This is a genomic window from Lagierella massiliensis, from assembly GCF_001407835.1.
Taxonomy (GTDB): Bacteria; Bacillota; Clostridia; order Tissierellales; family Peptoniphilaceae; genus Mediannikoviicoccus; species Mediannikoviicoccus massiliensis.
Genome location: NZ_CYUO01000005.1, coordinates 443,436 through 467,666, shown reverse-complemented (window position 1 = coordinate 467,666; position 24,231 = coordinate 443,436). Strand labels below are relative to the sequence as shown.

Here is a 24,231-nt window from a genome sequence, read left to right as displayed (position 1 = left end):
CTTTGATATTATAATTAATAACCTGAAAAGATTATCTGATATTATAATATCATATAATTTAGTATTTTACCACACTAAAATACCCCCGAGAATATTCTCAGGGGCACTTAAATTTTACTTTATTTCTTCTTTGCAATTCAAAATTAGATCTAAAAATGATCTTACGTGAACTGGAAGAGTTACTTTTTTATTCCAGCATGCATACAGATTTCTATATCTTTCTTTGCTTTCAGTTAATGGTATAGATAAAATAGTTCCATCTTTTATCATCTCTTCAACAGCTATCTTGGAAAAGAAAGAAGTTCCAACACCTTCTGAAACCATCTTTTTAACCAACATATCGTCATTAACTGTTAAGACAACATCAAGTTGATCGTGAGTTACACCAACTTCATTAGCTATGGCATCCATTTTATTTCTTATACCAGAACCCTCTTCTCTTGAAATCATAGGTTCTTTAACCAAAGCTCTAATTGAAGGTTTTGATTCCTTCAATCTTCTATAGTAGTCGTTATTTGGACAGATGAACACAAATTCATCTTCAAAAATAGGTGCGAAATCACAATTTTCATCGTCCTTCTTCATTCCAACTATACCTAAATCTACAATATAGTCAGAAACCTTCTTAATAGTTTGAACACTATTAGTTTCTTTAATCACTACAGCTATGTTTGGAAAATCCTTTCTGTATTGAAGTAATACCTGTGGAAGAATATGTGATGCGGGAATTTTAGAAACCCCAACCACAATCTTATTTTGGTTCTTCTCTCCGAATTTTTCCATCACTCTGTCTCTTTTTGTCAATAGATTCTTCGCTTCTTTGTAGAGCAATGTTCCAGCTTCAGTTACTTTTAGCTCTCTTGTAGATCTAATAAATAAAGCTGTATCCAACTCCTCTTCTAATTGCTTTATTTGCAAACTTACAGTTGGTTGTGATATACCAAGTTCCTTTGCAGCAATAGAAAAACTTTCATTTTGTACGAGCGCTACAAAAATTTCTAATTGTTTAAAGTCCATATTAATCCTCCCTTTATTATCAGGTCAAATTAATCAACGCTTTTTAAAAAATCGGCAATAATTCTCTTACAATTTTAAGCGACCTCTGTCGCTTAAAATATGTAACAACTCAAATAAACTAAACTAGGCTAATAAGATAATGAGTATTATCATTCTTTATTTACAATTATATTCTACTATATATGGAAATATAATGCAACACTTTTTAACAATTATTAATAATAAGTTAATAAGAAGAAAGTAAAACGTTTTATTAATAAATCCCACAGTTTTAATTCAATAAAAAAGGACGCTCTCACGTCCACTTTAATTCTATAAAATTTCAATTCTATCAACTATATCATATAAAAAGTTTTCTTTAACTTCGTATATCTTTCCACTTTCTGTAGCTTTTGATATTTTAGGATCTACAGGAACTTTGGAAAAAGTTTTTATATTTAGGTCTTGAGAAATCTTTTCTATTTTACTTTCTCCAAAAATAGGAATCTCTTCTCCACAATCTGGACATTTTAAATATGACATGTTTTCAACAAGTCCTAAAACTGGAATATTCATTAACTTCGCCATCTTAACTGCTTTTTTTACAATTATTTCAACAAGCTCGTTAGGAGTTGTAACAACTATAATACCATCTAATGGAAGTGATTGAAATATAGTTAGTGGCACATCTCCTGTTCCCGGTGGCAAGTCGATAAATAAATAATCAAGCTCTTCCCATAGCACCTCTTGATAAAATTGTTTTATAACGCCTGCAACAACTGGTCCTCTCCATACCACTGGATCAGTTTCATTTTCTAAAAGCAAATTTATAGACATAACCTTTATACCATTCTCGGTAATAACAGGATTTATTTTCCCTTCGCTATTGGAAGTTGCATTTCCCTTTAGTCCGAAGTACTTTGGAATACTTGGTCCTGTAATATCTCCATCCATGATTCCAACTTTGTGTCCCTTTCTTGCCATTTCACTTGCAAGCATAGAAGTTACTAAAGATTTTCCAACTCCACCCTTTCCTGAAACCACTCCTACAATCTTTTTAATCTTTGTGGTCTCATGTGGATATATCTTAAAGTCAACAGGTTTTTGAGCATGTCCACAATTTCCAGAGTGGCTACATCCTGAACATCCTCCATTATTACAATTAGACATAATTACCTCCTCCTTTTAATATTATTAAATTTAGTTTCATCTGTCAAAGGTTTCAAAAAAAGAGCCGCCCTCAAGCGACTCCTTTAATTTTTTTAATAACCAATGTTATTTATTATTTCAGAACTTATGGCACTTTCTCCACCAACTAAATATGCATTGAAAGGACTAACTTTTAGATCGTCAATAAATTTCTTTAAGCTGTCGGTATATGTCTTTCCTTCAACTAAAAGTATTGGTGCATTAACCTTGTTTAAAAGTGATGATGCAGTCAATGCGTCTATTGAATATTTATCTGTACCATTTGCAAGAATTAAAGCATTAATATAATCTTTTTCTCCTTGAAGTTTTTTACAAACTTCTTGTGAAGTATCAAATCTATTTTTGCCTTCAATTCTCAAAGTATTATTAAGTTCCAATTTATTTATAGTTAATGTGTTTACAGAACTTTTTCCACCTATTACAACAGATTTTTTAACTCCTAAGTCCTTTAAAAAGTCTTTAGCTTTAGTTGTATCCATACTTGGTGAAACAAGTAAAATTGGTGCCTTTTTTAGCACTGAATAAGGTGTAGCTGAAAGGGCGTCTGCGTTTTGTCTGCCATCAACTAAAACCACTTCTTTATTGTACTTATGATTTTTTATAAGCTCTTTAACAATTTTTTGTGAGGTTTCATATCTGTTTATGCCACGTATTCTTTCAATTTTTACATCAGCATTATCAACTTTCAAACTATTGAATACTTTGCTTGAAACAGAACCAGTTCCACCCACAACGACTATTTTCTTAATCTTATCATTGTGAATGTACTCAAGAACTTCTTTTTTTATAGAATCTTTTTCAACAAGTAATATTGGTGCATTAAGTGCCTTTGCAAGTGGTCCTGCTGCAAGGGCGTCTGCAGATCCATCTCTTCCATTTGCAACTATAACAGTTTCTGGCTTCTCATAAGTTTCTTTTGCAGTATCAAGTGCAGTTAAAAATCTATCTGAACCAGAAAGTCTATTGACCATTCTACTTGGCTTTAATTCAAATTCCCATTCATAGTTATCTTCCATTGTAAACTCAAGTGGTAATTTTACAGGTTTATTATCTTTATATAGTTTAAAATTATCATCAAATCCCGTAAAATCAAGTTTATTTTCAGTGCCTATAAATATAGCTGTCTTCTTGTTTAATTCCAAGTCCTTTCCATTTAACTTAGCTTTCAACTTTTCAAGTTGTATCTTAGGTCCCTTGGCTTTAACAGTAAGATTTAATGTTTTTCTATAAATTTTAAGAATAACATCATTTTCTTTTTGCTTAATATTTAAAGAAAAATCTTTTCCGTCTACTGTTCCTTGACCTGGATCTCCATTTATTGATACTCCTTTATAGTCGTAATATTTATTTTTGATTACAAAGTCCACTTTTTTATTGTTAGTATCAATTTTGTACAATTCAAATTCAGATGAATCAACCTTAGCTGTAACTACATCCTTTAATGAATAGGTTAAATCCAATTCCTTAATTATCTTTTCTATTTCTGCTTTATCTGTAATATCTTTTTCATTTAAAATTATCTTTTTTACTCTTATTACAGGATATTTTCCTACTTCTTTGTCATCCTTTTTAGGTTCTGTTGTTTCAGTTTTATCTTTATCCTTGTCTTTTTCCTCTGAAACTCCTATAGGGTTTTTGTCTTTATTCGTCTCTTCTGCCATTACAAAAGTCGGCATCAAAAAAGAGAATACTAAAAGAAAACTTAAAAATGTTTTATTGAAAATTTTTTTCATTATTAATTCACATCCTCATTAATATTTTCTTCAGGTTCATAGTGAACAATAGATACAAACTTTCCTGTAGAATCTTTGATTCTTCTCAGTTTTTTTTCAAACTCAGGTCTCTCCATCCATATTGACTTATTACACCCTTGACACTCAAGTTTTATATCCATACCTGTTCGAACTATCTTCCAAGTATTTTCACCACAGGGATGTCCTTTTTTTAGAGTTATAATATCTCCTACTTTATATTTCATAGGTATCACCTTCTGTATTAGAAACTTTATACTCCTCACAAATTTCTAAAAATCTTTTTCTGATTTGAAGCTCCAACCAATATTGCTCACCTGGGTTTGTCCATCCTACTACTGTTATCTTAACATTATCAAAGTTTCCTATTCCTGTTATACCATAGATGTAAGGTTTAACAGTTACATTTTTATTCTCAGACAGTTCTTCTCCCAATTTTTCTACAGCACTTGTAGCTTCTTCAACAGATACTCCCGTTGGAATAGTCATTTCAACAAATGCTCTTTGATTAGACCTTGACATATTTTTTACAGTTTGAATAGAACCATTTGAAATATTTGTAATTGAACCGTCAAAGCCCCTTATTTTAGTTGTTCTCATACCAAACTGTTCAACTATTCCAGATATAGTTCCATTTATTAAAACATTATCCCCAATTCCATACTGATCTTCAACTAACGAAAAAAGTCCAGAAATAAAATCTCTTACAATAAATTGAGATCCAAAACCAATTGCAGCTCCTCCGATTCCTGCAACCCCAACAGTTAAGCTCCTTCCAACTTTAAACACCTCAAGTATTTGTAATATTCCGAAAAAGTAAATAATATACCTTAATGTGTTCTCCATTACAGAGGCTATTGTTTTTCCTTGAGTGGTCTCTCCAATAACATTTTTAAATTTTTTTGTCTTCACCATTAAAAATTTTTCAAAAACAAATTTAGTTACAACTTTTGCAAGAAATATTGTAATTAGAAATATTAAAAGACTTACTGCAAGTTTTCCAAATATGTTGAGATTTGTGGTTCCATCAATGTAGAAAAAACTTTTTATCTGCAAATATAACTCTCTTATATGAGACATTAGTCAATCTTCTCCGCTTTATTTCCATTAGAATCTGATGTGTAAACCCACATATATGCAATAGGAAGAGTTTTTTTATATTCCCTAACCTTTTCCAAATCATCCATATCCATCCTAATGGTAAGTCCACAACTGTTTGATATCTCCCTTGGAGTTGGTATAGTTTTTATTTCAAAACCATCTGATTTCAACTTACTTTCCGTCATCATAGTATGATTGACAGATTCAAAAGTTAGCATCAAGTACTTCATTATCTTATAATTACGTTTTTCTTAGGAGATGAAAGCTTTTCATAGATGGTATACATATTTGATATTTCACCTATTTGAAGTTTTTCTTTCAATTTATAATAGTCAAGGCAAGTACCACATGAAATAATTTCAACGCCTTGATCTGCCATAGCCTTCAAGTCGTCAAGAACTTCAGAGCCTTCGCAAGTTAAGAAAACGCCTTTGTTGTAGAATACAATGGTCTTTGGTAGTGGTTTTGTTTGAGAAACAGTGTATACAAAAGACTTAATAAGAATTTTACCAAGTTCTTCTTCTCCTCCACCCATAGTGTTTGAAGTTATAGCTAAAGTAAATTCATCTCCTGAAGTTTCTTCTTTAGCAACTGAGTCCTTTGACTTAACTATAGTTACAAGGAAATCATCTTCAGCAAATTCCTTATAATCAAAATCAAATCCTTGACCTTGTGCAAACTTTTCAAGATTATTTACACAGACTCTGTTATCAACTTCAACTTCAACAGTTCCTTCTTTCATTTCATCTAATTTTTGTTTAGTAATAATTACTGGTTTTGGACATAATAATCCCTTTGCGTTAATTTTTTCCATTTTGTACCTCCTATTATTTTGTACTTACTGAATCTGAATGTACAAAGAAAATATCCGAAGGATTCACAATTACATCTTGTATCTCCTCTGTTTGAATAAAATCTTTTATCATTCCATTTTCATACATGGCAAAGCCCTTCGAATTATATAAATAGACCTTGCCCTTTGATATAGCTAAGGAAGAAAAATCTCCCTTTAACTCCATTTTCTTTTGATTTATCAGAGCTAAATCATATACACCAAATTTGTCATTTTCAAGAATATAAATACTATCTCCATTTGCTCCAATAGATTTAAAATCATTAGTCTTCTTTTTCCCTAAAATAACTTCATCCTTCATGACCCTCGCTTCAACATTAGACACAGTTAAAACAGGTCCATCTTCAAGAAGTTTATTGTAAAAAATAACTTCCCTTGGAAATGTCAAAACAGTTTCTTTTTTAGAAGCCAAATCTACAGAATAAATAAAAGAAGTTACCTTGTTTTGATTTTCATCTTTCTTTATAATTGACGTTATAATAGCCTTGTTATCACTTAAATCACAAGTTATGGTTCTTCCCTTAACAAATCCTTTGAAAAGAGTATTTCCTTCAACATCCACAATAGCATAGGCATTTTTACCAATTGCAAGAACTTTATTATTATAAAAAACACAATTTTCAATAGGAAAATTCAATTTTTGACTGGATATGATTTTCCCAGACTTATCTAAAAAATATATGTTTGCATTGCTGAAATAGACAATGGTCTTTCCATCACCTAACATACTTCCATTCTTTAAAGGAAGGTTAATCCTCTTTGTCTCCTTGCCTTCCTTTGAAAATCTTCCTATATATCCGTCTTTTAAAAGAAATATTTCCTTTGAGCCAATAACTATATTTGAATAGTCACCATCTAAAGGTAAATTAATGAAATCCTTAGTGTAGCTTCTGCTACCTACTAAAGATATTAAAAATATTATTAATATAGCTAATGGTACAGCTATCCAAATTTTATTCTTAAAAATGTTTTCAAACTTCATAATCTCACCATCTATATTTTACCATTAAATAACTTTTTTTAATATTAACCGATGGATTTATTATAAAATTCTACTTAATTATATACCCCATATAAAAATACACAAACAAAAAAGAGCCCTCTCAGGCTCCTTATTAATATGTTTCTTTAAAAACTTCGAAGTGACCTTGTGGATGAGCACATGCAGGACAAACTTCAGGTGCAGATTTTCCTTCATGTATGTAGCCACAATTGTTGCATTTCCATCTTACAACTTCATCTTTTTCAAAAACTTTTCCTTCTTCGATGTTCTTTAAAAGTTTTTTATATCTTGTTTCATGAGCTTCTTCAACTTCAGATATTTCTATCCAAACTTTAGCAATTTCGTCAAAGCCTTCTTCCTTTGCAACCTTTGCAAATTCAGGATACATATTAGAAGCTTCTTCGTGTTCCCCTTCAATAGATTTTTTTAGATTTTCTGCAGTAGTTCCTAAAAGAACAGGATATTCAGCATTAACATTTACAACTTCGTCCTTTAAACCACCTTCGTTAAGAAACTTGAAAAATCTCTTAGCATGTTGATCTTCATTACGAGCAGTTTCTTCAAATATATTTGATATTTGAACATATTCTTCTTTTTTTGCAGCTTTTGCATAATATTTATATCTCATGCTTGCTTGTGATTCACCAGCAAAAGAAATCATAAGATTATGCATAGTCTTAGTATCTTTTAAATTCATAATTACCCCCTATAATTATCTTATATTTAAATTGTATCCTTTAAGATTTTTTAAGTCAAGAAATTTACAATCATTACTAATTTATATTGCGATTAATATTTTCTAATTTGGGTACAAATAGGATAATATACTTTGACACAACAAAGAATATGAAATCATCAAAAGCAATTGGGAGGAGCTATGGATAAAAAGAAATTTATAGTCACTATGAATATAGCAGTTCTTATTATTGTAATCGCATTAATTCTTCCAGGCAACAGAATTTATAAGGATAACACAAAAGATGAAGACATGGATAAAGAACAAAAATTTATCAGCTCTTTAGATTCAAAAGAAGAATTTAAATACTTGACTTCTCTTATAGAAAATAACTATGTTAACTATCCATACTTAACTACTTCAAATAAGTTAGATTTTAACAGCTTAAAGGATAAATACTCAAAAAAATTAGAAAATAATTTAAGTTTACCCGAATATAAAAGCCTTATAAAGTCTTACCTGAATGAATTTCAAGACGAAGCTTTGTATATCTTAGAATATGACAATTATTTAAACCTTTACAATAACTACTCAAACAGAAACGAATCTACACTAAAAAATATAGTAACAAATCCAGAAGTAAAAAAAATCTACAGTGAGTTTAAAAAAGAAACAAAAGAAGTCAAAGCAAACTCCAACCTGGTCCTTGACACCCAAGACAACAAAGTTGCCATTATTAGAGTAGATGACTTTAACAACAAATACAAAATAGAAGATCAAAAAAAGATATTAGAATTTTTAGAAAAATCAAATTCATACAAGTATATAGCAATAGACATCAGAAAAAGTCACGGAAATTCAATAGACTATGCCATAGAAAATATTATTAAGCCACTTTCACACCACACAAATATTGCAGACTTTAAAGTGTTGCAGAGAACAAAGGACTTTCCTAACACTCTAAGAGACTTAAACATAATTTCTGGAATAACAGTTAGTGAAGATTACATTGACAGTAAAGGAAATGTAAATTTACAAAAAGATGAACAAGTTGAGCAATTTCCATTCTACCAAAGTTATAGTTTTAAAGACATGGGAACTAACAAAGCGAACTTTAAAGGTAAGGTATTTATATTACAAAGCAAAGAAACTACAGGAGCAGCTGACTTTATAAGCCAATTTGCAAATAGGACAAACTTTGGCGAAACAGTGGGAACACTAACAAAAGGCGGCGGGATTGCACCAATAAATTCAATTGTAGAATTGCCAAAATCACACCTATTGCTGTCCCTACCATATAGTACCGGTATAAACGAAGATGGATACTTAAACAACCTAAATGGAACCTATCCTGAAATACCACTTGACCAAAATGCTGATTCCTTAGACTACATTCTAAATATGATTAACTAAAGCCAAGGTCACCCTTGGCTTTTCAATAAAATGCAAATCCTTTCTTGAATATTACATTTAACCTATTCTCTTCTCTAAAATCTTCTTATCCTCCTCTATCTTATTCAATAAATCAGTCTTCTCATCATCAGTTAAACTACCATTCATCAATAACTCAATAAGCTTACTTTGATTATCAATAATATTATGTTGGAGATTTCTTGTTAAAATAAGATTTTTAGAGGCAATTTCCTTCCCCTTCTTAACCTGTTCATTAAAATCATTTAACTTTTCCTCAGCCATCATATGGATATTCTCTCCTTCTTGAATAATCCTTTCAAGCCTTTCCTTAACCTTTTTAGTTCTAAATTGAACATTTGGATATGCATCTATAATACGACTATAGAATAAATTTTTATCCTTTAGAAGTTCCCTAACTTCCTTAGCAATCTCTTCACTACTATCAGCCTCACTACTTTCAATTCCCTTTTTAAGCAAACTCATTATAAATCTGGAAAATATGTAGTCAGTTAAAAAAGCAGTCCCCAATATCCCAACCAATATATAAACAGTCACCTGCTTTAAACTATCAATAATCTCAAAGAAGACAGGATTGAAAATTCTTGTAATAACCATCCCTGCGAGACCAAATAAAAGTAAATTTCCTATCCATACACGACCATTTAAATTCATCGGCTTTTGAGAATAGTCCCACCATCTTGCATGATATTTTTTCTCAAAGAAATATGAAGTTAAATATTCAAGCAGCCCACAAAATATAAAGGAAATAAGAAAACTTGTCCCAAAAGATGACTCTAAAGGCGCCAACATATCATTTAAAAAAGTTGCAAGCACAACACCACTACCATATATAGGACAATATGGACCAATTAAAAATCCCCTATTAATAAACCTGTGGTACTGTCTATACTTTAAAACTACTTCTATAATCCATCCTAAAAAGGAATACAAAAAAAATAGCAGAATTAATTTATAAAAATATTCCATATTAAAACCACAATTCTCCTTTATAAAATAAGTAAACAAATAATTATTTAATTCAAAAAAATAATTTCTGTTCTTCAATAAATTTTATCATAATCTACCTTTCTATAACAATATCAGTTTATGAAAATAAAAACTTTTAGCTGGGCCTTTCAAGAAAAGAACAAGGTCGCCTCCTGACACTTTCTTTCAGAAAGTGAAACGAGATCGACATTTGACCTACAATGAAGACTTCGTCTTCTGTTAGTTCAAGAATTCTTCGACTTCAAAATTTCTACGGAATTTTTCAGCTTAGAATGACACGAGGAAGGAGAAACTCACCATGCTGTCATGTTGATGGATCGTAGCCATGCGAAACATCTCTGTGAAAATCCTCCTCTGTCATCCTGATGGAGCGCAGCGACTCGAAGGATCTCTATAAAGAGAATATATTGTTGAAGTTAAAAACGTAGTAATTTAAAATTCTACAAAACAAAATTAACAAAAGTAGAAAATCCAACAGATTTTCTTCCACTTATTACGCAGGTTTTCAGGACGTCAGTCCTGAATCGTTTGGAAGGTAAGAAAAATGGGATTTCAAGGGGAAATCGATAGAAACCATACGAAAAGGTTTCTTAGCTTTCCCCTTGGTTAAAAGAAATATTAAATTATAAATAATTAAGTAATAGGGTATGACCATACAAAATAAACTATTAAACTTTAGCGTGAACTTTCTAAATGAAAGTTCACGAGGTCGCCTTCTGACACTTTCTTTTAGAAAGTGAAACGAGATCGACATTTGACCTACAACGAAGACTTCGTCTTCTGTTAGGTCAAGAATTCTTCGACTACAATTTTTTTGTTCCAAAAAAATTTCCGCTCAGAATGACATCCAAGAAAGTATTTCTCTCTATTTCAATAAAAATATGTCGTCACTGTCATGTTGAGCGAGCAAAGCGAGTCGAAACATCTCTGTAAAACGTAAAATTTTCTTAGAAATAAAAAAGTATTAATTTAAAATTCTACAAAGCAAAATTACCAAAAGCAGAAAATTCAACAGATTTTCTTCCACTTTCCCAAAGGGGTCTCGGGGTTTCCCCGAGTCGTTGGGAGGTAAAGTGGGTTCAAGGGGGATAGGAACCGTAGGAACGGTGCCTTTCCCCCCTTGAGAACAATTAGAAAACAAAAAGAACTCAGGATTTCTGATGTGTACCCATAAAACTGGACACATTATTAAATTAATTATTTGCAAGAGGATGCTATCCTATATTTTATAGGTGGCATCCATTTTGTTTTTGATTGAATTCTTTCGTTATTGTAATAATATATATATTCCTCAATTGTTCTTGAAAATTCTTCAAAAGAACTATAGCTCTTTTCATAACCATAAAAAACTTCATTTTTTAACCTGCCAAAAAATGTTTCCATGATAGAGTTATCATAACAATTGCCTTTCCTTGACATTGATTGTTTTATGCCATGTTTTTTTAGTTCATTTACGTAATAATTATGTTGGTATTGCCAACCTTGATCTGAATGAAGTATCAAGTCATTTAGTTTTGGAAATTTGCTAAATGCTTTTGTTAACATATTAGATATTTGTTTTAAATTAGGACTTAAGGATAAATCGTAAGAGATAATCTCGTTGGTATACATATCAAGTATTGGAGAAATGTAGCATTTACCCCATGAGAAGTTAAATTGAGATACATCAGTGGTCCATTTTTGTAGAGGTCTATCTGCATTGAAATCTCTATTTATTATATTATCAGCTACTTTACCTGTTTTTCCCTTATATGAGTGATATTTTTCTTTAGGTCTTTTTCCAAATAGTTTTAGTTCATGCATTATCCTTTGAACTCTTTTATGATTTATTGTATATCCTTGATTCAATAATTCTCTATATACTCTTCTGACACCGTATCTTCCTTTATGATAGGTGAATATCTCAGATATCTTATTTTCTATATGCTTATTCCTAATACTAACAACATCAACTTTTTTCATTTCAAAATAGTATGTTGACCTTGGCAAATCAATAGCTATTAAAAGATATTTTAGTTTGTATCCTTTGTCTTTGAGTTGTTTGACAATCGCTGCTTTTTCGCCTTGAGTTGCGCAGCGTAACGTTTTTCTCTCAAGGCGATCTCTTTTTTTATTATTTCGTTTTCAGCCTTTATATATTCATTTTCTGCTCTAAGTCTTATTAACTCTTCTCTTTCAGATTCATTAAGTTCTTTTGGTTTATGGATATTTGTCTTTTTCATGGTTGTATTTTTAGATTTACGACCTTTCTTCTTATTTACAAGACCATTATATCCATAAATTTTGTAATTGTTAACCCATGAATAAAGTTGTCCCTCATTAATTCCTTTTTCTATTGCAGTAGACTTTATTGATTTTCCAGCTATCACTTTAGATACAATTTCTAATTTCTCATCAGGTGTCCAATTAATATTACTTCCATGTTTTAAAATTTCTGGTCCATGAAGTTCTTCTAACCTAAACCACTTTCTAATTGAATCATGAAAGTTTTTTTCTTCAACTCCTTCAGGTGTATCAGGCCATTTACCTTCTCTATACAATTGTACGCATTCTTTTTTGAATTCATAACTATATTTCATAAAAATACCCTCCTTACTGGTTTGTCCAGTAAAGAGGGTACATATCATTCTCCCAAGTTCTTTTTCTTTTTCCTATTTGCTTAGTTCGCTTAGAACTCTATCACTTACCATACTTCTACCGCCTATTCCTGTTATCTTTTCTATTTTTGCTTTTGCGATATAGTCTCTTAGTGATTTTGGTGCGCTGTTTGCTTCTGTTAATAGGATTGGCATGTCTAAGATTCCGCCTACTGGTCCTATTACAAGTGCGTCCATCCACTCTTCTCCGTTTGCAAGGAATATTTCTTTTGCTGAACTAAACTTCTTGTTTGCTATATCAATAGCTGTTTCGTATCTTGATTTGCCTCTTAGTCTTTCTACTACTGTTGGTAGTGAAGTTTCTAATGATTTGTTTACTGTTGTGTATCCACCTGCTATTGTTACTTTGTTTATAGCTAATTTTGTCATACACATCTCGATTTTCAAGTTTTTGGAAAGTGTGTTTTCTTTTACTAATAGTATTGGGTAACCTTCTCTTGATGCGTATGGTGCTACTGTTAATGCGTCTGCAAATACTTCTCCTGATGCTACTACTGCGTGTCCAAGTTTTCCTGTTATTCCTACTACTCTTCTTGCTACTTGGGCTGATGTTTCGTATCTGTCTTTTCCGTAGATTCTTTCTACTGTGTCTTTATCAAATTTAGCTAATTCTTTCTTAACTGCTTCTGATACTGATGAGTTTCCTCCTACGATTATTACGTCTCTTGCTCCAAGTCTTTCGATTTCTGCAGCTACTCTTGGGTCAAGCTTGTTTGTTTCTGTTAGTAGTATTGGTGCCTTCAATAGCTTTGATAGCACTGAAGCTGTCATTGCGTCTGGGAAGTCTTTTCTATCTACTACTATTACTGTGCTTGATTGTCCAAAGTACTTCTTGGAAATTTCAATAGCTGTGTCAACTCTGTCCTTACCATTAATTCTATCGCCTTCTGGTTTAGTTGGTTCTTCTGGCTTTGAAGGTACAATTATTACAGTGTCAGCCTTTTCAAATACTGCAATGTAGGTTGCAGATTCGCTTTTTTCTGGTACAATTTTTTCATCTTTTGATACTTCGTTTCCTTCCGCATCAATCCACTTAATAAATTTATAACCTTTTGTTGCCGTTGCTGTTGAACCTCCTATTTCTCCACCATCTATTTTTACCGTTTCTGACTTAGGATCAACTGTTCCACCTTCAGGATTTCCTGAAATATAATTTATTTCGAATTCTGTTGGTATTATTACTTCAGTTTCCAAGTTTGCAATGTAATATCTATCTTTATTTATTACGCTGTCATCACTGTCTAAGTCAGGTTTCCAGTTTGGTGTTCCTATTACATATCCTGCATTTGCCATTATATTAGGAGCCTTTATTTCCTTAATAGTCTTTCTTGCTTCAGGATTTACATAATAGATTGTTTCTCCATCCAACCTTCCATTCTTGTCTACTAAAAATCTTACAGTTACATAGCCTTCAGGTTTTTCTTTTAGTGTTCCATCATCATTAGTTCCTGGAATAATATCTTCAAGCTTATTGAATTTTCCTTTAACTTTTGTGTCACTATCATATTTCTTAGCTGTTGAAGTATCTACATCCCAATTGTCGAACTCGTAACCTGTATCTGCTACAGTTTTTGGTTGATTAATTGTTACTTCTTTTTCTGGATTTACAAAGTAAGTGATAGTTTCGCCTTCAACAATCTTTCCACCTTTACCATCAATCGCAAAGGTAACTGTTACATAATTATCTGGAACATTTGGTTTGTCTTTTCCATTTTGTGGAACAACATTGTCTACAACAGTTACTGGTACATCAATTATAACAATATCGCCATTTGGATATTTCACTTCAATCTTTGCAGTTGTTTCCCCTGGATTATCCACATTAGGTGTACCATTTTCGGTATATTTGAATGTTGTATTTTCTGGTAGTGGGTTATTACCAATTCCCGGAATATTTTCAATCAAATCCTCTGGTTTTGGTATATCTCCCTTTGCTGTTACAACATCTTTCTTTGGGACTGGAGCAGGTATTAATTCTCCAGGTTTTACATTAGTAGAATACTTAGCAGTGATTTCAGTATCTTGAGTAAATGTTCCCTTAATATTTTCATCACTCCAAGATGCTATTGTGCCTCTTGTCACTGTCCAACCATTGAATGTGTAATTGTATTCAATTCCACTAATTGTTTCTTTCTTTCCTTCTGGCTTGTTTGAAATTGTAATTTCCTTAGTTGGATTTACAAAATAAACTTTATTTGTTGCATCTTTTGCCTTATTTGTTGGAATAAGAGTTACAGTTACATATCCATCTGGTTTCTTTGTACCTTCGTCTATCTTTTCGATTACATCAGGTAATGCTTTGAATGTAAATGTATATTCAGCATTTTTTGTGTATTCCTTACTCACTATTGCTGGGTCCCAAGTTCCACCTTCAGCAATAAAACCTACATTTGGAGTTTTAGTAATTGCATCTGCTGTATCTGTTAAATCAATTTCTACATTAGGCTTTACATAGTAAACTGTAGTTCCTGAAAAACTTCCATTAACAGCTTTAAATGTTACTGTAAAGTATCCTTCTGGTTTGTCTGAACCATCTGTATTCTTTTGAGGGATTATATCATCAAGTGACGTATAACCTGCTGTGATTACATAAGTTGGATCATCTACTTTTAGATTTACTGTTAATTTCTTGTCCCATTTATCAAATTTATATCCAACATTTGCTTTAACTGTTGGCGCTGGAACATTTACTTCTACTCCTGGTTTAATCCAGTACTCAGTAGTTCCTTCAAGAGTACCATGTTTACCTTCATTAAATTCAACCTTTACATATCCATCTACTTCTGTTGTTGAAATATTACCTGGATCATTGTAAAGAGCTGTGATTTCAGCACCGTCTTCATATTGAATTGCTTGATCAATGGATACATCCCATCTTGCAAATTCATATCCTTTATTTGGAATAGCTTTAGGAGCTTTATCTTTAAGGACCACTGCCTTATTTGGATTTACATAGTAAATTGATTGTCCTTTTAATTCTTTTCCATGTTCTCCCTTAACAAAAGTAACTGTGATATAGCCTTCTGGTTTTTCTGACTCGTCATCTTTTGTCTTTGGAATTACATCCTCAATAGAATCATATTGTGCAGTAACTTTAATATCACTTATTATTTCCTTTGTATCAACAAAATCCCAATTCTTGAATTTATAACCTGTATCTGCTTTTACCTTTGGCTTTTCAATATCAGCTAAAGTTTTAGTTGGGTTTGCTTCTGGATTTACATAATATACAGTTTGACCTTTTATTATTTCTCCATGTTCTCCCTTAACGAAAGTAACTGTTACATAGCCTTCTGGTTTAGGATTTTCATTTCCTTGGTCATCAGTTGAAGGAATAATGTCATCAAGTTTTGTGAAACTTCCTTTTACTGTTGTGTCTCCAGTGTATTTATTAGCTGTTTTTGTATCAGGGTTCCACTTGTCAAATTGATATCCTGTTTCAGATACAGTTTTTGGTTGAGGAATGGTTACTTCCTTTTCTGGATTTACATAATAAACAGTAGTATCTCCGTCAACAATCTTTCCGCCTTCACCATCAATTACAAAGGTAATTTTTACATAATTATCTGGTACATTTGGTTTATCTTCTCCTTCTTGTGGAACAATATCTTTTACATATTGTGCTACAAGGGTAATATCTTTTGTAACCTTGTCAACTTTAGGATCAAATGGATTTCCATCTAATGTCCATCCTATAAAAGTATATCCATCTTTTTGTGGTGCAATTACTTCTCCTATTGTTTTGTCGTGTTCTACTTTTTGTGAAGGTATAAATGTTGCACCTTTTGTATCAAATTGAACAGTGTGAAGTCCTGCTTGCCATACTGCTATTGCTTTTGTATTTTCAGTGATGGTATATTTTTCTCCTGGTTTATAGACTTTTTCTCCAATCTTCCAACCAATTAACTCGTAGTTATCTTTCTTTAGATCATTGCCTCCGGCTAAAGTAATTTCTGTTCCTATGTCATAGGATAATGCTTCTGGTACTGTACCTTCTGTTTTATCTTTTGCTTCATATGCCATAGTTACTTTGTTAAGTTTGAATGTTGCTACATACTTCTTGTCTGTTTTGATTACTTCTGCCTTGTCAATTTCTTCTAACCACTTATCAAAAGTATAATTTTCATTTGCTTCTGGTTCTGGTATTGGAAGTTCTTTTGAACCAATCTTTATTTCTTTTAATCGATTTACATAGTAGGTCTTGTCCCCACCTTTAAGTTTTCCATTTTCATCTGCTGTAAATTCTACTTTTACATAACCCTTTGGTTGGTCATTTCCTTCACTATCTATAACGTCAGGAAGCGCTTTGAAATTAAATTTAATTTCAGTATTTTCAGCAAATTTTTGATTAAGTTCTTTATCCCAAGTTCCACCTTCTGCTGTGAATCCTGTGTTTGGATTTTTAGCTATTCCATTTGCTTGTTCTGTTAAGTCCACTTCCCCATTTGGATTTACATAATATTTTGTTGTTCCTGATAGACTTCCATTGTCATCTGCAACAAATGTCACTGTTACATAACCTTCTGGTTTTGCTTGGTCTCCAGGAATTATATTCGCAAGTGGAGCGTATTGTGCAGTTATTTTTGCATTTTCTTTAAAGGTATTAGTTAAAGAACTATCCCAAGCTTCAGCTCCAGCTTTTTGTTTCCAGCCAGTTTCTGGTGTAACTGTTGGTGCAGGTACTGTAACTTCTACACCAGGTTTTACATAATAAACAGTCTTTCCACTTAACTTACCATGTTCACCTTTGTCAAAGGTTACTGTTAAATATCCTGCTGGTTTATCTGAACCATCAGTTTTTTCTTGAGGAATTACATTATCTTTTTCGTTGTAAAGAGCCTTTATTACATCTCCATCAGAATATTGAATTTTCTTTTCAATTTGTATATCCCAAGTTGCAAAATCAAATCCTGTGTTTGGTGTAACTTCTGGATCAAAACCCTTTAATGAAACTCCAATCGTTGGATTTACATAAACAACTTTTTCTGTTTTATCAGTACCTTTTATCTTTCCATCTTTTTCTGTAGAGAAAGTTACTGCAATGTATCCTTCTGGCTTTTCTGACTCGTCATCCTTTGTCTTTGGAATTACATCCTCTAACTTCCTATGTTGTCCATATATGGTTTCTCCAAATTGTCTCCATATTTTTTTCTCTGAAACTCCCCAGCCTTTAAACCAATATCCTATTTCTGATTTTGCTATTGGTCTGTTTTTTATTTCTCCAAATGATGTTCCTGGTTTTATATAAAATACTGTTTGACCTGTTATAGATTTTCCATGGATTCCTTTATCAAAGATTATGGTTAAATATCCTTCAGGTTTTTCTTGATCTCCTGGAATTACATTGTCAAGTTTTGTGAAAGTACCTTTTATTACGGTTTCTTTCTCTGTATATTGACTTGGAGTAGCAGTATCAGGATTCCACTTTTCAAATTTATATCCAATCTTCGCTTTTGTTTTTGGTGATTCAATTGTAACCTTACGATTTGGATCTACATAGTAAGCACTTGTTTCCCCATCAACAATTTTTCCACCTTCTCCTTCAATTTCAAAGGTAACTTTTACATATCCAGGCTTTTCTTCTTTACTTACTGCATCTATTTGGTTAAATTGTGCTGTAATAGTTGTAACATCTTTTTCGTAAACTGTTGGTATTGTAGCATCCTTATCCCATGCTCCAAACTCATATCCAGTATCTCCAACTACAGTTGGTGGTATTAGTTTTACATACTTATTAGGGTTTACAAAATAAGTTTTTTCTTCAATTTTTGTTTCCCCATCTTTTAGTGAACCATTTTCTCCAGCCACAAACTTAACTTCTACATAGTTCTTTGGCTTTTCAGTATCATCATTTTTCTCAATTGTATCTGATAGTATTTTTGATAAAGCTTTAACTACAATATCAGAATCTGTTATTTCAAGTTCATCATCTTTATCCCAATTTGTAAACTCATAACCTGTTTTTGCTTCAACATCTGGTTTATCTAATTCTGTGCTACCAAGTTTAACACCAGCATTTGCCTTTACATAGTAATATTTAACATTTGATAGTGTAAGTCCTTCTTCAGCTACAAATGAAACTCTTACATATCCATCTGGTCTTTCTACAGGTTCCTCTGGATTATAAGGGATAATATTTTTTACATCATCGTATTCAGCTGTAATTACAGTTTCTTCTGTGAACTTAGCCGTAATAGATTCTGTCCAAGGTCCAAGATTTTCTTTATCTGACTTCCACTCTTTGAAAGTATAAGCCATAGCTTCTTGTGTATCTGTTTTATCTAAAGTCTTTCCAACTGGATTTGTAACTGGAATGGTTACTTCCTTAGTTGGATTTACCCAGAATGTTTTAGTATATTCTGTCTTTGCCTTATCTGTAGTTTTAACTGTTACCTTTACAAAATTATCAGGTACTGGTGGTTTGTCTTCTCCTTCTTGAGGTACAACATCCTTTGTGAAACCAGGCTTAATAACAGTGTCTTCTGTGAATTTATGACGTTTAGTAAAATCATAAATTCCATTTTCATTTTGGTTGTCTTTATCAGCTGACCAATGAGTGAATCCAAGATCTTTCTTTTCTTCTTCAGTCAATTCAATCTCTGGAATTTCTACCCAAGCATTTGGATTTACATAGTAAATCTTAGAGTCTTTTTCTCCAGGTTTTCCTGTTGGATTTACTGTAACTTTTACATACTTTCCTGTTACATATGCCAAGTCGCCATCAGCTGATGTTGCATCTTTTAGAACCTTTGGCATTTCTCCTGATGTCAAAGCTTCGTATACATTTTTATAAATCTTTACAGGAATTTCAATTTCTTGAACCGAATTATCTGCAAATTTTATCTTTGCAGGGAATTTTACTGTTCTAACAAGTTCAGTTGAGTCATCTCTGTTTAATTCTTTAACTTTTTCATAAATACCATCTTGAGTAATTTCATTTCCAGCCTCGTCAAGTAAAGTTATAACTGCATCATTTGGCAAATCACTTTCCTTGCCGTCTTTATTAACCCACTTAACTTGTTTCTTTAACTCATCAATAGTCGGAGCAAAATCATTTGTCCAGTTGCCATTGTTATCTTTGTAAGCTTCTGTTTTTACAATTTCATTTACCTTTACTCCTGACCAATCAAAGTAGGCTGTAAATACATAACTCTTGTTTATGATTGTATCTTTATTTAGTAGTTTTTCATTATCCCACTTAGTAAATTTCTTTCCTGCATCAGGTGCAATATTGTAATTGCCTTCAACTTTTGTTTCCCCTTCCTTTACTTCCTCTGGAACTGGAAGGTTATTAGAGTTAAGTCCAACAATAACATCGTAGTAAAGTTCCTTAACTGGATTGTTCTTACTATCTGTAAAAGAGCCACCATTTTCTGCAACAAATTTTATTCTTACATAACCTTCTGGAACTGGATCCTCTGGGTCTTTAACTTCTATAACTCTTACATCCTTGTAGAAGAAGTTAATTTCATCCATACCAGTTTCATTTATACCAGCAAAAGTATCTGTGTCTTCATATAAATCAAAGAACAATTGTTGTTGAGGTTTGTCATTTAAAACCCAGCCAGGAATCACTCTAAAGTTTCTGGCATCGTAGTGACGCTTTCCATTTACAACTTTTTCATTTGAAATAATAGAGTATTTATCTTTTATTGCCTTAAAGTCAGTCTTGTTCTTTGCAATAAGATCCTTATAGGCTTTACTCTTATCTTCTGGAGACATAGAATTGTCATCTTTTAATTTTTGATAGGACGCCTTAGCTTTTTCCATAAAAGCTTCTACTTCTTCTCTGCCCCTATCGTCAAGATAATTTACTTCATAAACTCTTTCCTTAAATGGTCTGTAGAAGAATTCAAATCTATTGTTCTTCGCATCAGGATTATATATAGACTGTCCTGTTTGAGGATTGTAAATTTTTAGAGGATTTACTCTTAAAATTTGATTGTAACTGTTTTCTCTTTTAGTTTCTTCCTTATATTTTTTATAATCAGGATTTGCATCTTCAAGGGCCTCCCACTCAGCTTGTGGAACAAGTAAATATTTATCCCCTTGTCTACTTGCAAGACCAGTTGTATAAGATCCAACTCTTCTGTTATAAAGATTTTGTACTTCTTTAGATTTTTCTTTGTAATTTACATCCAAGAAGTGGTGAATTGCTTCAACTATTATTAGGTCTTTTTTATTCCAAATTGCTCTAAGATGAACATTTCCTACAACTTCGTTACCAAAATGATACATTTCAGGAACTTTATATAAGTCTTTGTAACTTGTATCCACAGTCGTAGTGTCATTACCTTTTTCATCCTTTGTATATCTTACAATTTCCCAACCAGCAAAGTTGTAGCCATCTCTTTTAGGTTCAATTATATTTTTAAATTTGTCTTGAGGTTCTTTGATGGTCATATTGTGGACAAAATTAAATGTATTTTCTTCTCCATCAATTTTTTCTGGATAGGTATGAGTTACACCGTCAACTTCAAGTTCTTCAGTTTCATTGGTTATATTTTTTTCACTTAAATCGACTAAACTACCACCATTTGGATCAAATTTTACCTTCCAAATAGTATCCGGTTCTGCCCATTTAGCATAGAGAACTTGGTCATAATGAAGTTTTGTTTCATTACCATCCTGTATCAAGTTTTCACCAGCCGGATCAAGAGCCCAACCTTTAAATCCCCACTTTTCAGGTACCCAATCAGGTTTATTTGGAACATTAGTTGTGTCTAATTTCAAATCCTTTAGTGGCTTTTCATAAGGCACATCTAAAATATTACCTGCGCCATATTCATTGTCGTTTTTTACTGTCTTAGGGTCGTTATTTAATTTTAATTTGTAACTATTACGAGAGTAGTTTGCATAATTGTATGCATTTTTCCCATCAAAGTATTTTGTACCCCAAGGAAATTTATCGATATATTCTATCTTATCGGCATCGCTTCTAAAAGGCGTTTTTTCATTTCTCGCATTATTTAACTCGTCAATAGTTCTATATAAATTAGTTGTTGGTTTCTCCAATACCCATTCTGCTTCCCTTGTCTCTTTTTTAAGGGTAAAGCCTTGAAGATTAGGTAAAATGAAAGCATAGAATGTATTAGTGTCACTCTTCCAATAGGAAAGGTCATAATCTATTTGCTCCTTGCCATCGAAATCGTCCTTGATAATATCAATGTGGTGGACAACGGATTCAGCCCAGGATGTCGCTGCCAGAGAAATCTCATATTTGCCCCTATCTTTTGTTTCATTTTCTCCTATAGGTATTTTATCTCCATGACCATGTCCCTCAAAATCTCCTGTACCCACTACATCTTGACTGTCGATAAAATCTTCTGCACTTAAGCGATAAGGAGGTGTGTCACGAAAAATTAGTTCTCCTATTTCATTAACGTTAATTGTCCATCCTATTGGGCCCATGTCTACACCCTCTGCACTGCTTGCAGGCGGAAGGCCTGAAATTTCCTCGTCCCTTGGCCAAATTTTATCTAAGCTTTGGTTAAAGCGAGCCTCTACTTTATAAGGAGATCCCTTTTTGCCTATGACTTGTCCATTTCTTGTTAAAGTAGGCCAATAGCTAGACGATGGATCCCATCCCGCTTCATTAGCGGCTGTAAAGTAAAGAGTATATACTCTGCGGTCGTAGTAGACATTGTAGACAGTTTCTCCTGTGGATAACACAGATTTTTGTACGTCAGGATTGTCCTTTGATGCATTTTGTTTCTTAGTCAAATCTTCATTTAAGAAAAAATATCTTTCAAATTCTTCTTTGCTATCTTGAGCCTTTTCCAATCTTCCGTCATTTAAATCTGGGAATGTAATTCCATGTATATCCAAATTAGTTAGATCTGGCTTAGAACCTGTGTCGGCATTGTCTACCCTTCTTGAACCAATAAAATCGTAACGTTCACGTAGAAGTAGCGTGTCGTCTTTGTCATCGTAATCTGGTTTTTCAGTCCAAAATTGGATTACATAGTCCGCTTTAGGTTCATCTTTCCACTCTGCAGTAAAAGTAAGACTTTCTGCAGGCATAGCATATTTTATACCATCTTGAAATTTTCCACCCTTTTCAAAATCTTCCTTTTTAATAAGAGTGTCTTTAGTAAGAGTTTGTTTATTTCCAGCTTGGTCAGTATAAGTTATATCCTTACTTACCTTCCAACCTTGCAAAGTTGAACCCGCCTTCTCAATATCAAAATTTAATTTAGGAATGGTTTGTCCATAGATAAGAGTCATTCCAGGCAAGTCAGTACCACCGTCAGAATTAAATTTCACATCAAAAATTGCACGGTTATAACGCATTTCTATTTCAAACTCAGCTGAATTTTGTGGTACTTGTGTTGTGAGAACATTTACTTCAGGAACATAGCCAGAAATTTGTTCACCATCTAAAGCCTTTATGGTAACAGCAGTTCCAGTAACACCTGTTTGATATGTGTAGATATAGTTTTCTTCTCCATCTTTTTTGTCATACACATCTCGATTTTCAAGTTTTTGGAAAGTGTGTTTTATCTTTATTGTTCCTTGTTTTGGAATATAAAGATATGGATGTTCACCCTTGTACTCATCTCCATCCAAGTTTCCTTTTTCTGCATTATTCTTAATATAATCATAATTTACATTAAAACTTGGTGTCGGTGCAGTATATCCATCAATACCGGGCAAATTAATTTTTTTATCTATCTTAGACTTTTCTTCATCAGTTAATACCTTATTACCATCTACACCATTAATGTCTTTATAAGTGTAGTCCTTGTCACCCACTGTGGCAATATATGGTTGGTATCCAACAATTTCTTCATCATTACGTGGCACTTTAAAATCTGCACGCATGGTAAATAGCTTTGGCATCGCTGGATTTTTAATATAATCCGCAGCCTTTTTGCCCTCCTCCAGAGTAACTGGATTAACCTTCATCTCGTTAACATATCGAGATTTTTGATTAATTAGATCATCATGGTTTACCGAAGCCGCTGCAAAGCTTTTCAAAGGCATTCCAGTTAAAAGCATAACAATCGCTAATAAACCACTTAATCCCTGTTTAACAAATTTCTTCAACTTTCTTCCTCCTATCCATTATTCTATAATTCCTATTTTTTAGATATATTTTAATTCATCATACCATGCACTAAGTAAGAATTTTTTCGCATATTCCTACCCTTTAACTCTTCATTGCACTTTAGTATAATTACTATTATTTTATTATATAAACGCCGTTTTATCAACTTGAAATTGAGTGATTTTTTTGTCCGAGGCGTGTAAAAACATCTCCCCTGTCATGTTGAGGGAGCGAAGCGACTCGAAGGATCTCTCTAAAGAATAAAATTTTCTTAGAAGTAAAAACGCAGTAATTTAAAATTTTACAAAACAAAATTAACAAGAGTAGAAAATCCAACAAGATTTTTTTCCACTTACTAAGCAGGTTTTCAGGACGGCAGTCCTGAATCGTTTGGAAGGTAAGAAAAAGGGGATTTCAAGGGGAAAGCGATAGAAACCATACGAAAAGGTTTCTTAGCTTTCCCCTTGGTTAAAAGAAATATTAAATTATAAATAATTAAGTAATAGGGTATGAC

Annotated in this window: 14 protein-coding genes; 1 reads left to right on the top strand and 13 read right to left on the bottom strand. The window is 32.4% G+C overall.

The genetic code is table 11. The features are described from left to right. Nucleotides 1–114: 114 nt before the first annotated feature. The 9 genes from BN2746_RS05785 to rbr form a co-directional block, all read right to left on the bottom strand. A complete protein-coding gene (locus BN2746_RS05785; protein WP_055078844.1) occupies nucleotides 115–1,017 on the bottom strand; it encodes a selenium metabolism-associated LysR family transcriptional regulator in 903 nt (300 codons plus the stop codon). Nucleotides 1,018–1,329: 312 nt separating this feature from the next. Beyond that, on the bottom strand, nucleotides 1,330–2,169 hold the full coding sequence (locus BN2746_RS05780) for an Mrp/NBP35 family ATP-binding protein (protein ID WP_231718344.1): 840 nt from the start codon (nucleotides 2,167–2,169) through the stop codon (nucleotides 1,330–1,332). Nucleotides 2,170–2,258: 89 nt separating this feature from the next. Continuing rightward, the gene (locus tag BN2746_RS05775) at nucleotides 2,259–3,938 is read right to left on the bottom strand and encodes a cell wall-binding repeat-containing protein (RefSeq protein ID WP_055078842.1); all 1,680 of its coding nucleotides are present in this window, start codon (nucleotides 3,936–3,938) and stop codon (nucleotides 2,259–2,261) included. Nucleotides 3,939–3,940: 2 nt separating this feature from the next. Then, nucleotides 3,941–4,183 (bottom strand): DUF951 domain-containing protein, encoded by a 243-nt coding sequence (locus BN2746_RS05770; RefSeq protein ID WP_055078841.1) that lies wholly within the window; start codon nucleotides 4,181–4,183, stop codon nucleotides 3,941–3,943. Beyond that, nucleotides 4,173–5,036, bottom strand: a complete 864-nt coding sequence (locus BN2746_RS05765) for a mechanosensitive ion channel family protein (RefSeq protein WP_055078840.1) — start codon at nucleotides 5,034–5,036, stop codon at nucleotides 4,173–4,175. The genes BN2746_RS05770 and BN2746_RS05765 overlap by 11 nt, the downstream gene beginning before the upstream one ends. Further along, on the bottom strand, nucleotides 5,036–5,275 hold the full coding sequence (locus BN2746_RS05760; protein ID WP_231718329.1) for a DUF3343 domain-containing protein: 240 nt from the start codon (nucleotides 5,273–5,275) through the stop codon (nucleotides 5,036–5,038). Before BN2746_RS05760 ends, BN2746_RS05765 begins: the two co-directional genes overlap by 1 nt. 11 nt (nucleotides 5,276–5,286) lie before the next feature. Continuing rightward, entirely contained in the window at nucleotides 5,287–5,871 is a 585-nt protein-coding gene (gene yedF, locus BN2746_RS05755; RefSeq protein ID WP_055078838.1) for a sulfurtransferase-like selenium metabolism protein YedF, read from the bottom strand. A gap of 13 nt (nucleotides 5,872–5,884) precedes the next feature. Further along, nucleotides 5,885–6,892: a hypothetical protein gene (locus tag BN2746_RS05750; protein ID WP_055078837.1), complete on the bottom strand. Its 1,008-nt coding sequence runs from the start codon at nucleotides 6,890–6,892 to the stop codon at nucleotides 5,885–5,887. Between the two features lie 133 nt (nucleotides 6,893–7,025). Then, complete coding sequence (gene rbr / locus BN2746_RS05745) at nucleotides 7,026–7,613, bottom strand: rubrerythrin (RefSeq protein ID WP_055078836.1); 588 nt, start codon at nucleotides 7,611–7,613, stop codon at nucleotides 7,026–7,028. A gap of 177 nt (nucleotides 7,614–7,790) precedes the next feature. Between rbr and BN2746_RS05740 the strand changes: the two genes are divergently transcribed. Further along, on the top strand, nucleotides 7,791–9,002 hold the full coding sequence (locus tag BN2746_RS05740; RefSeq protein ID WP_055078835.1) for a S41 family peptidase: 1,212 nt from the start codon (nucleotides 7,791–7,793) through the stop codon (nucleotides 9,000–9,002). A 57-nt stretch (nucleotides 9,003–9,059) separates the two neighbouring features. On the opposite strand, the gene BN2746_RS05735 is transcribed toward BN2746_RS05740, so the two are convergent. The 4 genes from BN2746_RS05735 to BN2746_RS05720 all read right to left on the bottom strand — a co-directional run bounded on the left by BN2746_RS05735 (nucleotide 9,060) and on the right by BN2746_RS05720 (nucleotide 23,716). Then, nucleotides 9,060–9,989, bottom strand: coding sequence for a putative ABC transporter permease (locus BN2746_RS05735; protein WP_055078834.1), 930 nt, complete (start codon nucleotides 9,987–9,989; stop codon nucleotides 9,060–9,062). A gap of 1,218 nt (nucleotides 9,990–11,207) precedes the next feature. After that, on the bottom strand, nucleotides 11,208–12,059 hold the full coding sequence (locus BN2746_RS05730; RefSeq protein ID WP_077064906.1) for an IS3 family transposase: 852 nt from the start codon (nucleotides 12,057–12,059) through the stop codon (nucleotides 11,208–11,210). After that, the gene (locus BN2746_RS05725) at nucleotides 12,023–12,589 is read right to left on the bottom strand and encodes a helix-turn-helix domain-containing protein (protein ID WP_055078319.1); all 567 of its coding nucleotides are present in this window, start codon (nucleotides 12,587–12,589) and stop codon (nucleotides 12,023–12,025) included. Before BN2746_RS05725 ends, BN2746_RS05730 begins: the two co-directional genes overlap by 37 nt. Before the next feature lie 72 nt (nucleotides 12,590–12,661). Then, on the bottom strand, nucleotides 12,662–23,716 hold the full coding sequence (locus tag BN2746_RS05720) for a cell wall-binding repeat-containing protein (protein WP_055078833.1): 11,055 nt from the start codon (nucleotides 23,714–23,716) through the stop codon (nucleotides 12,662–12,664). Nucleotides 23,717–24,231: the final 515 nt, after the last annotated feature.